This window comes from Streptomyces longispororuber, assembly GCF_024448165.1.
Taxonomy (GTDB): Bacteria; Actinomycetota; Actinomycetes; order Streptomycetales; family Streptomycetaceae; genus Streptomyces; species Streptomyces longispororuber_A.
In genome coordinates, this window is record NZ_JAMOLN010000030.1 from 33,901 (window position 1) to 45,484 (window position 11,584).

At 70.6% G+C, this 11,584-nt stretch carries 12 protein-coding genes; 6 read left to right on the forward strand and 6 right to left on the reverse strand.

Annotated features, from left to right (window positions below; translation table 11 throughout):
- The first annotated feature begins 93 nt into the window (after window positions 1-93).
- Together dnaB and M4J07_RS11575 are read left to right on the forward strand one after the other, a co-directional pair.
- Complete coding sequence (gene dnaB, locus M4J07_RS11570) at window positions 94-1,572, forward strand: replicative DNA helicase (protein WP_255970670.1); 1,479 nt, start codon at window positions 94-96, stop codon at window positions 1,570-1,572.
- A 70-nt stretch (window positions 1,573-1,642) separates the two neighbouring features.
- Entirely contained in the window at window positions 1,643-3,025 is a 1,383-nt protein-coding gene (locus M4J07_RS11575) for a serine hydrolase domain-containing protein (protein WP_255970672.1), read from the forward strand.
- Window positions 3,026-3,131: 106 nt separating this feature from the next.
- Here the strand turns inward: M4J07_RS11575 and M4J07_RS11580 are convergent, their stop codons facing one another.
- On the reverse strand, window positions 3,132-3,584 hold the full coding sequence (locus M4J07_RS11580) for a GNAT family N-acetyltransferase (RefSeq protein ID WP_255970674.1): 453 nt from the start codon (window positions 3,582-3,584) through the stop codon (window positions 3,132-3,134).
- Window positions 3,585-3,624: 40 nt separating this feature from the next.
- On the reverse strand, window positions 3,625-4,083 hold the full coding sequence (locus tag M4J07_RS11585) for a MarR family winged helix-turn-helix transcriptional regulator (RefSeq protein ID WP_255970676.1): 459 nt from the start codon (window positions 4,081-4,083) through the stop codon (window positions 3,625-3,627).
- A 144-nt stretch (window positions 4,084-4,227) separates the two neighbouring features.
- On the opposite strand from M4J07_RS11585, the gene M4J07_RS11590 reads away from it, so the two are divergent.
- Together M4J07_RS11590 and M4J07_RS11595 are read left to right on the forward strand one after the other, a co-directional pair.
- Entirely contained in the window at window positions 4,228-5,445 is a 1,218-nt protein-coding gene (locus M4J07_RS11590) for an MFS transporter (protein WP_255970677.1), read from the forward strand.
- Window positions 5,446-5,521: 76 nt separating this feature from the next.
- Entirely contained in the window at window positions 5,522-5,941 is a 420-nt protein-coding gene (locus M4J07_RS11595; protein ID WP_255970679.1) for a GlcG/HbpS family heme-binding protein, read from the forward strand.
- A gap of 84 nt (window positions 5,942-6,025) precedes the next feature.
- On the opposite strand, the gene M4J07_RS11600 is transcribed toward M4J07_RS11595, so the two are convergent.
- Complete coding sequence (locus M4J07_RS11600) at window positions 6,026-6,892, reverse strand: GNAT family N-acetyltransferase (protein ID WP_255970681.1); 867 nt, start codon at window positions 6,890-6,892, stop codon at window positions 6,026-6,028.
- 5 nt (window positions 6,893-6,897) lie between these two features.
- The gene (locus tag M4J07_RS11605; RefSeq protein WP_255970683.1) at window positions 6,898-7,434 is read right to left on the reverse strand and encodes a DUF2269 domain-containing protein; all 537 of its coding nucleotides are present in this window, start codon (window positions 7,432-7,434) and stop codon (window positions 6,898-6,900) included.
- Between the two features lie 76 nt (window positions 7,435-7,510).
- Between M4J07_RS11605 and M4J07_RS11610 the strand changes: the two genes are divergently transcribed.
- On the forward strand, window positions 7,511-8,149 hold the full coding sequence (locus M4J07_RS11610) for an HAD family hydrolase (RefSeq protein WP_255970685.1): 639 nt from the start codon (window positions 7,511-7,513) through the stop codon (window positions 8,147-8,149).
- Between the two features lie 443 nt (window positions 8,150-8,592).
- Window positions 8,593-10,038 carry a globin domain-containing protein gene (locus tag M4J07_RS11615; protein ID WP_255970687.1) on the forward strand — a complete coding sequence of 482 codons (1,446 nt, stop codon included), beginning with the start codon at window positions 8,593-8,595 and terminating at the stop codon, window positions 10,036-10,038.
- A 73-nt stretch (window positions 10,039-10,111) separates the two neighbouring features.
- On the opposite strand, the gene M4J07_RS11620 is transcribed toward M4J07_RS11615, so the two are convergent.
- Entirely contained in the window at window positions 10,112-10,594 is a 483-nt protein-coding gene (locus M4J07_RS11620; protein WP_255970689.1) for an NUDIX domain-containing protein, read from the reverse strand.
- Window positions 10,595-10,653: 59 nt separating this feature from the next.
- Complete coding sequence (locus M4J07_RS11625; protein ID WP_255970692.1) at window positions 10,654-11,559, reverse strand: LysR family transcriptional regulator; 906 nt, start codon at window positions 11,557-11,559, stop codon at window positions 10,654-10,656.
- Between the last annotated feature and the right edge of the window lie 25 nt (window positions 11,560-11,584).

The window sequence follows — 11,584 nt, forward strand, 5'->3', positions numbered from 1 at the left end:
GAACCGGAATCGGGTCCCCTGATTTGTCAGTGTCGTGCCGTAGGAAAGAGTGGCACGGCGAGGTCCGCTCGGCGGACGGGAGGAGGCGGCCCGGTGAGTATCTCCGAGCCCTTGGACGACCCTTGGGCCGACAGCGGTCCCGGTGACCGTCTGCCGTCCTCCCGCAAGCGCCGCGACGGTGGCCGGGGCCAGGGCGACCAGCACGAGCGAGGTCATGACGACGGCGGCTGGGACGACGGTCCGGCCACGTTCGAGCGCGTACCGCCGCAGGATCTGGACGCCGAGCAGTCCGTCCTCGGTGGCATGCTCCTGTCCAAGGACGCGATCGCGGACGTCGTCGAGGTCCTCAAGGGCGCCGACTTCTACAAGCCCGCCCACGAAACGATCTTCCAGGCGATCCTCGACGTCTACGCCAAGGGCGAGCCGGCCGACCCGATCACCATCGCCGCCGAGCTGACCAAGCGCGGCGAGATCAACAAGGTCGGCGGCGCATCGTATCTGCACACCCTCGTCCAGACGGTCCCCACCGCGGCGAACGCCGAGTACTACGCGGAGATCGTCCACGAGCGGGCGGTCCTGCGGCGCCTCGTCGAGGCGGGCACGCGGATCACGCAGATGGGATACGCGGCGGACGACGACGTCGACGAGATCGTCAACAAGGCGCAGGCCGAGATCTACGCGGTCACCGAGCAGCGCACCAGCGAGGACTACCTCCCGCTCGGCGACATCATGGAGGGCGCGCTCGACGAGATCGAGGCGATCGGCTCCCGCAGCGGCGAGATGACCGGTGTGCCGACCGGCTTCACCGACTTCGACTCGCTGACGAACGGTCTGCACCCCGGCCAGATGATCGTCATCGCGGCCCGTCCCGCCATGGGTAAGTCCACGCTCGCGCTCGACTTCGCCCGCGCGGCCTCGATCAAGCACAACCTGCCCAGCGTCATCTTCTCCCTCGAAATGGGGCGCAACGAGATCGCGATGCGTCTGCTGTCGGCCGAGGCGCGCGTGGCCCTGCACCACATGCGGTCCGGCACGATGACGGACGAGGACTGGACGCGGCTCGCGCGCCGGATGCCCGAGGTCTCGGCCGCCCCCCTCTACATCGACGACTCGCCGAACCTGTCGATGATGGAGATCCGCGCGAAGTGCCGTCGCCTCAAGCAGCGCAACGACATCAAGCTCGTGATCATCGACTACCTGCAGCTGATGCAGGCCGGTGGTTCGAAGCGTTCCGAGAGCCGTCAGCAGGAGGTCTCGGACATGTCCCGAAACCTGAAGCTGCTCGCCAAGGAGCTCGAGGTCCCGGTGATCGCGCTCTCGCAGCTGAACCGTGGTCCCGAGCAGCGCACGGACAAGAAGCCGATGGTGTCCGACCTGCGTGAGTCCGGCTCCATCGAGCAGGACGCCGACATGGTCATCCTGCTGCACCGCGAGGATGCCTACGAGAAGGAGTCACCGCGCGCGGGCGAGGCGGACATCATCGTCGGCAAGCACCGTAACGGCCCGACGGCCACGATCACGGTCGCCTTCCAGGGCCACTACTCGCGCTTCGTGGACATGGCGCAGACCTGATCAGGACGCCATGATCAGCCGCCGGTGAAATCGGCTCGACGCGGGCCGACTCCCACGGTGGACTGAGCACATGACGACACCCCTGGAAGAGCTGTTGCCTGGCACGCGCCGGGCCCTCCTGCACCGCATCGCCGTCGCCCAGAGCGAGGGCCGCGCCCCGTCCCTCGTGGCGGCGGTCGCCCGTGACGGGAAGCTGGTCTGGACGGGGTCGCGGACCTCGGTCGACGGACACGGGCCCGACGAGAACGTGCAGTACCGCATCGGCTCGATCACGAAGACGTTCACGGCCGTGCTGGTGCTGAGGCTGCGCGACGAAGGACTGCTCGACCTGGGCGACCCGCTGGAGAAGCATCTGCCCGGAACCGGCGCAGGTGAGGTCACCATCGCCGAACTCCTCGCGCACACCGGCGGACTGGCGGCCGAGACCCCGGGCGAGTGGTGGGAGCGCAGCTCCGCGTCGTTGCGGCCGACCCTCGCCGACGTGCTGGGCGAGCAGCCCTTCCGGCACCCCGTCGGACGCCGCCACCACTACTCGAACCCTGGCTACACGCTCCTCGGCTCCCTGATCGAGAAGGTGCGCGGCGTCTCCTGGGAAGAGGCCCTGCGCGGCGAGATCCTCGAACCGCTCGGCCTGAGCCGCACGGGCCTCCAGCCGCAGATGCCGCACGCGGGCGGCTGGGCCGTGCACCCGTTCGCGGACGTACTGCTGCCGGAGCCCAGCGAGGACCTCGGCCTGATGGCCCCGGCAGGGCAACTGTGGTCCACCACGCGTGACTTGGCATCCTTTGCCACCTTCCTTTCCACGGGCGACGACCGCGTGCTGAGCGCGGAGTCCGTGCGCGAGATGCGGACGCCGGCCGCGCCGACGCTGCCAGGTGACCGGGAGATGTCGTACGGGCTCGGGATGCAGATCGTGCACGGCGAAAGGCGCACCCTGGCCGGCCACACCGGATCGCTGCCCGGCTTCCTGGCGGGGCTGTGGCTGAGCGAGGAGGACGGGCTCGTGGCCGTCACTCTCGCCAACTGCACGTCGGGCGTTCCGGTGGCCACGGTCGCCGCCGAGCTGCTGGGCATCGTTGCCGAGGCCGAGCCCCGCATCCCCGAGCCCTGGCGTCCGCTGCCCGAAGTGGACGCGGCCGTCCTGGAGTTGGCGGGGCCCTGGTACTGGGGCACGCAGACCGTGGCACTGCGACTGGCGTCCGAGGGCGGTGTCGAGCTGGGCCCGGCGGCCGGTGGCGGGCGACGCTCGCGGTTCCGTGCGAACGGGGACGGGACCTGGACCGGACTCGACGGCTACTACGCGGGGGAGCAGCTGCGGGCCGTACGCCGCCCCGACGGCTCGGTCAGCCATCTGGACCTCGGGTCGTTCGTCTTCACGCGTGAGCCCTACGACAAGAACGCCCCGGTGCCTGGCGGGGTGGACGCGGAGGGATGGCGCGGGGTGCCGCAGTAGGAGTCCCCATCCGGTCGGCCGTTTCACGTGAAACGGCCGACCGGGCAGTTCCACGTGAAACATCCCCGCCGACCCACTTCACGAACGCAGGAACGCAGGGAACGCCTCAGAGAGGCAGCTTGAACCCCACGTGTGAGGCCACGAAGCCCAGCCGCTCGTAGAAGCGATGCGCGTCGGTGCGGGTGGCGTCCGAGGTGAGTTGCACCAACTGGCAGTCCTGGCGCCGGGATTCTTCGACGGCCCACTCGATGAGCTGGGTCCCCAGACCGGTGCCGCGCTCGTCAGCGTGGACCCGGACCCCTTCGATGACCGAGCGGGTCGAGCCCATCCGGGAGAGTCCGGGGATGACGGTGAGCTGCAAGGTGCCCACGACCCGGCCCTCGCGCACGGCGACGACCAGGTGCTGGTTGGGGTCGGCCGCCAGGCGGGCGTGGGCGGCGAGGTACGGCGCGAGGTCGTCAGGGGACTCGCGCCGAGCGCCCAGTGGATCGTCCGCCAGCATCGCGACGATCGCCGGCACGTCCTCGGCCGCGGCCGGCCTGATCTCAAGATCTCCCATGGGCGCAGCCTAAGCTGGGCGTCCTCCCGGGCACATCGCCCTACGCGGGGACGCGCAACCCCTCGACGGCCCTGACCAGCGGCGCGAGCTCGGGGTTCTCGGCGGCCGTGTCGAGGGCCTCGCGCAGCGCGGTCTCGTTCGTGGGCCGGGCTTCTTCGAGGAGCTTGAGGCCCGCCTCGGAGACGTTGGTGTAGATGCCGCGGCGGTCCGTGGGGCACAGGTAGCGCGCGAGCAGGCCACGGTCCTCCAGGCGGGTCACCAGGCGGGTGGTGGCGCTCTGGCTGAGCACGACGGCGTCGGCGACCTGCTTCATCTGGAGGTGGCCGCCGTCCCCGTCGTGCTGGCGGCTCAGTACGTCGAGGAGGGAGTACTCGCGCACGCTCAGGTCGTGCTGGGCCTGCAGCGCGCGCTCGATGTGGGCCTCGATCCTGCCGTGCAGCAGGGAGAGGGCGCACCAGCCCTGGGAGAGGGCGGTGAGTGCGGGGTCTGTGGCGGTCATGGCTCGTGGATCCTCCGTTCCGGAGTGGCTGCACACCAGGGTAGTCGATATCTGTAAATTGCCCGCGCTTGCAATTAGCCAGCGTCTGCAATTATTGTGAGGTCTCGTAAAGCGCACCCGCAACAACCTGGGAAGGTGGACCCCATGCCTCTCGCGCTTCTCGCCCTCGCGATCGGGGCCTTCGGGATCGGAACCACGGAATTCGTGATCATGGGACTCCTCCCAGAGGTCGCGGGTGACTTCGGCGTCTCCATCCCCACGGCCGGATTCCTGGTCACCGGCTATGCCCTCGGTGTCATGATCGGCGCCCCGCTGATGACGGTCCTGGGCACCCGCATCTCGCGCAAGCGGATGCTGATGCTGCTGATGGGCCTCTTCATCGTCGGCAACCTGCTCTCCGCCGTCGCCCCGGTCTTCGCCGTCATGCTGATCGGCCGGGTGGTCGCCTCGCTCGCCCACGGCGCCTTCTTCGGCATCGGTTCGGTCGTCGCGGCGGAGCTGGTCGCCCCGGAGAAGAAGGCCGGCGCGATCGCCATGATGTTCACGGGCCTGACCGTGGCCAACGTCGTCGGTGTCCCCCTCGGCACCCTGATCGGCCAGACCGCGGGCTGGCGCGTCACCTTCACGGTCGTCGCCGCGCTCGGCGTCCTCGGCCTCGTCGGCATCGCCAAGCTCGTACCCGACCTGCCCAAGCCCGCGGGCGTGCAACTCCGCCACGAACTGGCCGCCTTCAAGAACGTGCAGGTCCTGCTCGCCATGGCGATGACCGTGCTCGGCTTCGGCGGCGTCTTCGCGGCCATCACCTACATCGCACCGATGATGACCCACATCGCCGGCTATGCGGACGGCTCGGTCACCTGGCTGCTCGTCCTCTTCGGGCTCGGCATGGTCGGCGGCAACCTCGTCGGCGGCAAGTTCGCCGACCGGGCCCTGATGCCCATGCTGTACGTCTCGCTGGGCGCCCTGGCGATCGTGCTCGCCCTGTTCACGGTCACCGCGCACGACAAGATCCTGGCCGCGATCACCATCGCCCTGATCGGTGCGCTCGGCTTCGCCACCGTGCCGCCGCTGCAGAAGCGCGTCCTGGACCAGGCGTCCGGCGCCCCGACGCTCGCCTCGGCCGTCAACATCGGCGCCTTCAACCTCGGCAACGCCCTCTCCGCCTGGCTCGGCGGCATGGTGATCGCCGCGGGCCTCGGCTACACCGCCCCGAACTGGGTCGGCGCCGCTCTCGCCGCGGGAGCCCTCGTCCTGGCCGTCCTGTCGGCCGCCCTGGAGCGCCGCTCGCCCGCCCCGAGCCTCGTGGCGGCCGGAGCTGCCGGGGCCACCGGACGGCAGCACGCCGAGCCGGTCCACCACTGACCGCACCCCGCCCCCGGGGCCGACGACGTCCCCGCCCCACCGGAACGACCAGCACCACCCCGCAAGGAGCACCCTCATGAGCACCACCGTCGCCGCCCCGCTGACCACCCAGGACGCCGAGACGCTCGTCTCCGCCGCCCGCAGGGCCGCCGAGGCGGCCGGGGTCACCGTCAGCGTCACCGTCCTCGACGCGGGCGGCCACCTCCTCGCCTTCCGCCGGGACGACCGCGCGGTCCTCATCTCCGGCGAGACCAGCACCCGCAAGGCGTACACGGCCCTCCAGCTCAACGCCCCGACCGCAGACCTCGTCGACCTGGTGAAGCCCGACGGGCCCTTCCACAGCCTGCCGACCGCCCTCGACCGGCCGCTGCTGTTCATCGCCGGTGGTCTCCCGATCCACCGCGACGGGCGCCTGATCGGTGCGATCGGTGTCGGCGGCGGCGCCCCCGAGCAGGACCACGGCTTCGCCGGCGAGGCCCTCGACGCGCTCGTCTGAAGCACCGGCACCCACGACTCCGCCCCCGAGCGGCCGCGGTTCAGCGGCGCTCGGGGGCGGAGTCGTCGTGGTGCGGGCCGGCGGTCAGCCGGCCGCGACCGTCAGCGGGGCGAAGCGGCGGGTCCAGTCGCCGGGCAGGTCCGGTGCGCCGTGGTTCATCACCGCGTTCATGGCGATGCCTTCCAGGCCGCGCTCCTTGATCCAGGTGAGCAGCTCTTCATGGCGTACGTCGATGTCGGTGCGCAGCGGACGGTCCGTGTGCGCCGCGAGCGAGGCGACCAGGGCCTTGGCCGTCTCGGTGTCGCGGGCCACCAGCGGTCCGACGACATGGGTGTCCATGTTGGGCCAGGCGGCCGCGTAGCCGATGAGTTCGCCGCCGTCCTCGGCCACCCGCAACTGGTCCGCGAAGGCGGGCAGCCGCGTGATGATGTGCGTGCGGTCGGGGCCGAACACCTCGGCGTCCAGCCGGAGGATCGCCGTGAGGTCCTCCGCCGTGGCGGGCCGCGTGGGGACCTCCGGCAGGGGGCCGCCCGGTGTGAAGCGGCCCCGCACCATCTCGGCCCTACCGGTCACCTTGAAGCCCAGCTCCTCGTAGAGGGGCCGCCCGTACGGCGTCGCGTGCAGCGTCAGCGGTGTCGTCCCCGCCCGCTCGACGACCGCGTGCATCAGGCGCCGGCCGACGCCCTTGCGGGCGTGCCGTTCGGCGACCAGCACCATGCCGATCGCGGCGAGTTCTGGCCGCTCCCGCGGCCCGTACTCGGTCACCACGCAGCAGCCGACGAGCCCGCCGTCGGGGTCGTCGATGCCGTAGCCGGTACCGGCGGCGAGCAGGAGGCCCCATTTGTGCTCCTCGCGGGGCCAGCCCCGGTCCTCGGAGAGGTCCGCGCACGCGAGGACGTCGCGTCGGGTGAGACGGCGGATGGGAAGGTCGGAGAGGGAAGGTGTCGACACGCAGGTCAGGCTGTCGGACTCGGCCCCGTGGCGTCCACCGCTTTGCGAGCAGTGCCCCGGTGCTTTCGGCCACGTCGGGTCAGTCCCCACGGCTTGAGCACCGAGATCGCGGTCATGAAGGCGTACGAGGTGAGCGAGACGATCGGGCCCGCCAGCAGATCCGTGGGGCGGGTCAACCGACCGCCGTCCGCCAGCGTCGCCACGGCGTCGTTGACGCCCGGCCGCAACGCGAAGATCGACGCGGCGGTCGTGGCGAGCGTCAGCCAGAACTTGACGTAGACCCATCGGTGTCGGGCGAGGCCCCACCGCGTGCCCAGGGAGAGCACCAGACCGCTCAGCAGGGTCAGCAGCGCGAGCGGAAGCACCAGCCAGTCCGCGAAGAGCTTCATGGAGCGGGCCGACGCCTCCACGGCGGGCCCGGCCCCGGTGGCCGTCGCCGTGATGGCCAGCGCGAGCAGCCCGAGCGAGACGCCGAGCCAGGAGGCCGAGGCGGCGACGTGGACAACGAGGAGTGCCCGTCGAGGGCGGCGCTGAAGTTTCACGTGAAACACGGTGCCGGGAGCGGCGTCCGCGGGCGTCTGACGGCGGGAGTAACCCCGGGTACTAGCCTCGGCGTACATGACCCGACCGAGACTGCATCTCTTCGACATGGACGGGACGTTGCTGCCCGGCACCACCGCCCCCGTGCAGATATCGCGTCAGCTGGGCCTGGAGGCCGAGACCGTCGCGCTGGACGCCGAGATCGGGGCGCAGCGCATCGGCCCGCCGGAGTACGCGCACCGTATCCACGCCCTGTGGGCGCGGCTGACGGCCGATCACGTCACGGCCGCTTTCGAGGGAGCGCCCTGGCTCGGCGGGATCCGGGAGACGTGGGCGGAGATCCGTGACCGCGGGGACTACTGCGCGGTTGTCTCCCTGTCCCCGTCCTTCTTCGTCGAGCGGCTCACGGCGTGGGGCGCGCACGCGGCGTACGGATCGCGCTTCCCCGCCGTGCCGTTCGCCGAGCCCGTCGACCCGGCCGGGGTGCTCAGCGCCGCGGCCAAGGTGAAGATCGCGGACCGGCTCTGTGAAGAGTTCGGGGTGGCCCGAGAGGACTGTGTCGCGTACGGAGACTCGCTGTCCGACGTGGAGCTTTTCGGCGTCGTGCCCGTATCGGTCGCGGTCAATGCGGATCGGCATGTAGCAGGACTTGCCACCCACTCCTATGTGGGGCGTGATCTGCGGGAAGCCTACGAATTGGTGCGGCGCGACCGGTAATTGAGCGAATTCGGAGAGCGCGCGACGCCCGCTTAATCGGTGGTTAGGGCGGGAGGGGCTTGTGCCCCTCCCGGCTGCCGGTATGGTCGACTCCGGTTCGTGTCCGGGACCGTGCGAAGACAGCGGAGAAGTCCGTGGACCGCATGCAGGCCGACGCAGCCTAGCCGGACGGGGAGATCGAAGACCCGCACTTTCCGCTTTGCGTTCTGTGCAATGGCACCGGGTGGCATGCTGCGGTGAGGGGACTGCGGGCAATGTCACACTCTTGCCTTACTTGTCCGTAGCAATCCGGGAAACGGGTTCAATGTGGCCGCATTGACCGTCCGAAGTGAGTGGGGGCAGGAGACAGCACGCGGGGGAATACCAGCTTCCGATCACGCGCGAGCAGGAATGCGCGCGGAAGTACAGAGACCGACCGAAAGATGTTCGAGGCGAGGCTCAGGATGGACGCTCCGACCACTACGTCGGCCGATTCCGGTTCGGACGAAGGCGGCGGCTGGTTCATGCCGCGCACCACGCCGGCCCCGGATCCGACCACCAGCGGCGCAGGTCAAGAAGCCACGGACGGCCGCCGGATCACCCCCATACGCCCTGTCGGCCGCCCCGCACCGGCACCGGTCCCCACAGCGGACGCCCAGCAAGAGGGCCGAATACCGCAGCCCCGCACCCACCAGGAGCCGCCCGCCTCATCAGCGCGCGCCTGGACCCAGTACCCCGCCCTCGCCACCGGGCCCGTGGCCGACCCCCGTCCGCCCCGGCCGCCCCAGCCGACCGGTTCCCCTGACGCGATCCTGGTCCGCCGCACGATGGAGGAAGTCGGCCCCGTCGCCGACAAGGTCACCTCGTACTTCTACGCGCTGCTCTTCGTGCGCCACCCCGAGCTGCGCCAGCTCTTCCCCGCCGCGATGGACACCCAGCGCGACCGGCTCCTGCGGGCGCTGCTGACCGCGGCCGAGCACATCGACAACGAGGACGTGCTGGTCGCGTACCTGAAGAACCTCGGGCGCGGCCACCGCAAGTACGGCACCCAGGCCGAGCACTACCCGGCCGTCGGTGAGTGCCTCATCGCGGCGCTCACCCGGTACGCCACGACCACGTGGGACGCGGAGACCGAGGCCGCCTGGGTCCGCACGTACACGACGATCTCGCAGGTGATGATCGACGCGGCGGCCGTGGACGAGCTGACGGCCCCCGCCTGGTGGATGGCCGAGGTCGTCTCGCACGATCTGCGCACCCCTGACATCGCTGTCGTCACCGTCCGGCCCGACCAGCCCTATCCCTTTCTCGCCGGGCAGTACACGACGCTGGAGACGCCGTGGTGGCCGCGGATCTGGCGCCACTACTCGTTCGCGTCGGCGGCCCGGTCCGACGGGCTGCTCTCGTTCCACGTGAAGGCGGTCTCCGCGGGCTGGGTCTCCAACGCCCTGGTGCACCACGCCCGCCCCGGAGACGTCCTGCGGCTCGGCCCGCCCGCCGGCTCCATGACGGTGGACCACAGCAGCGACAGCGGTCTCCTCTGCCTGGGCGGCGGCACCGGAATCGCCCCCATCAAGGCACTCGTCGAGGACGTCGCCGAGCACGGCGCGCGGCGCCCGGTCGAGGTGTTCTACGGCGCCCGCACCGATCACGACCTGTACGACATCGACACGATGCTGAGGCTCCAGCAGAGCCACCCCTGGCTCTCGGTCCGGCCGGTCATCGACCAGCGGGCCCATCTCCATCTGCCGGACGCGGTACGGGAGTACGGCCCCTGGAACGAGTACGACGCCTATCTCTCGGGGCCGCCCGGAATGATCCGCAGCGGGGTCGACGCGCTGCGGGCCGTCGGCATCCCCGGCAACCGCATCCGGCACGACTCGGTGGAGGAACTCGTCGGGGCCGGCGACTGAGCCAAGCACGGACCACGTACGGACCACGTACGCATCGCGTACCCGCCGCACGACGCCTCCTGCGGGGAGGGGCTCAGCCCAGATCGGGTGCGTGCATCGCCCGTACACCCTCGATGTTGCCGTCCAGATAGTGCCGCAGCGACAGCGGCACCAGATGGACCGAGGCGATGCCGACGCGGGTGAACGGCACCCGGACGATCTCGTACTCGCCGCACGGCTCGTCGATCTCGGGGCCGTGCCGCTGGTCGAGGTCCATCGACTCCAGACGGCAGACGAAGAAGTGCTGGACCTTCACGCCGGTCGCGCCGCCGTCCTCGCCGATGTGCTCGACGGTGTCCACGAAGCAGGGCACCACATCGACGATCTTGGCGCCTAGTTCTTCGTGCACTTCACGGTGGAGGGCGTCCACGACAGTCGTGTCCTCCGGCTCGACGCCACCACCGGGCGTCAGCCAGTACGGATCGATGCCGGGCTTGGTCCGCTTGATCAGGATCAGGTCGTCGCCGTCGAGCAGGACGGCGCGTGCGGTGCGCTTGACCACGGGTCGGACGGTCATGGGAGAAATGTGGCCCGGCTGGTTCCACGTGAAACATTCCGCACCGACGACGCTCCCCCTCATGACCAGTCGACAGCAGCGCGCAGCAGCCACTCGTGCGCCCGCGCGATGTGCGGCAGGGCGAGTGTGCCGGTGCGTACGACCAAGAAGTACGTGCGCAGCGGAGGCACGGGCGGGTCGAGCAGCGCCACGATCTCCCCGCGGTCCAGGGCCGGAGCGCACAGATAGCGCGGCAGGACGGCGAGCCCCGCCCCCGCGATCACACAGGACAGCACCGCGCGTAGATCCGGCACGACGACCGTGCCCGAGACCGCGGGCCGGGAGTCGAAGACCGCGGTCCAGTACCGGGCCACCAGCGGCAGCGACTCATGGACCTCGACCACCGGGAACTTCTCCAGCGAGGGCGCCGCGTCGCGGTGCAGCTTCCCTGAACCGATGCGAGCGGCCCAGCGCGGAGCGGCGACCAGGACGTGCTCCTCGTCGCAGAGCGGAGTCGCCGTGAGCAGGACGCCCCTCGGACGGGCCGTGGCGATGGCCAGATCGTGGTGTCCGGCGGCGAGGCCCTCCAGTGACTCCTCCGCCGTGCCGAACGAGGCGCGCAGGGCGATGCTCTGGCCGTCGTAGCGCGTCAGTGCCGTGAGCGCGGGCAGGGCGCGCTCCGCAGTGAACTCAGGCGGCCCCGAGAGGTGCAGGGTGCGGACGGCCGACTCCTCGTCGAGGCCGACCTCGGTGATCTCCACGAGGGCGTCGAGATGCGGGGCGGCCTTGTGCGCCAGCTCGTCGCCTATGGTCGTGGGGGTCACCCCGCGCGCCTGGCGCAGAAACAGAGGGCGGCCCAACTGCCGCTCCAGCGTGCGGATCTGGGACGTGACGGCCGGCTGCGAGAGACCGAGCAGGGCGGCGGCGCGCGTGAACGAACCGGCCCGATGCACCGTCACAAAGGTGCGCAGCAGGGCGATGTCCATGGCGACGCCCCTCCCTCCCGGCTTC

What these genes read in the sequence shown, in the direction of transcription:
- M4J07_RS11575 (WP_255970672.1), top strand. Translation starts at nt 1,643, where the DNA reads ATGACGACACCCCTGGAAGAGCTGTTGCCTGGCACGCGCCGGGCCCTC.
- M4J07_RS11580 (WP_255970674.1), bottom strand. Translation starts at nt 3,584, where the DNA reads ATGGGAGATCTTGAGATCAGGCCGGCCGCGGCCGAGGACGTGCCGGCG.
- M4J07_RS11585 (WP_255970676.1), bottom strand. Translation starts at nt 4,083, where the DNA reads ATGACCGCCACAGACCCCGCACTCACCGCCCTCTCCCAGGGCTGGTGC.
- M4J07_RS11590 (WP_255970677.1), top strand. Translation starts at nt 4,228, where the DNA reads ATGCCTCTCGCGCTTCTCGCCCTCGCGATCGGGGCCTTCGGGATCGGA.
- M4J07_RS11595 (WP_255970679.1), top strand. Translation starts at nt 5,522, where the DNA reads ATGAGCACCACCGTCGCCGCCCCGCTGACCACCCAGGACGCCGAGACG.
- M4J07_RS11610 (WP_255970685.1), top strand. Translation starts at nt 7,511, where the DNA reads ATGACCCGACCGAGACTGCATCTCTTCGACATGGACGGGACGTTGCTG.
- M4J07_RS11615 (WP_255970687.1), top strand. Translation starts at nt 8,593, where the DNA reads ATGGACGCTCCGACCACTACGTCGGCCGATTCCGGTTCGGACGAAGGC.
- M4J07_RS11620 (WP_255970689.1), bottom strand. Translation starts at nt 10,594, where the DNA reads ATGACCGTCCGACCCGTGGTCAAGCGCACCGCACGCGCCGTCCTGCTC.
- M4J07_RS11625 (WP_255970692.1), bottom strand. Translation starts at nt 11,559, where the DNA reads ATGGACATCGCCCTGCTGCGCACCTTTGTGACGGTGCATCGGGCCGGT.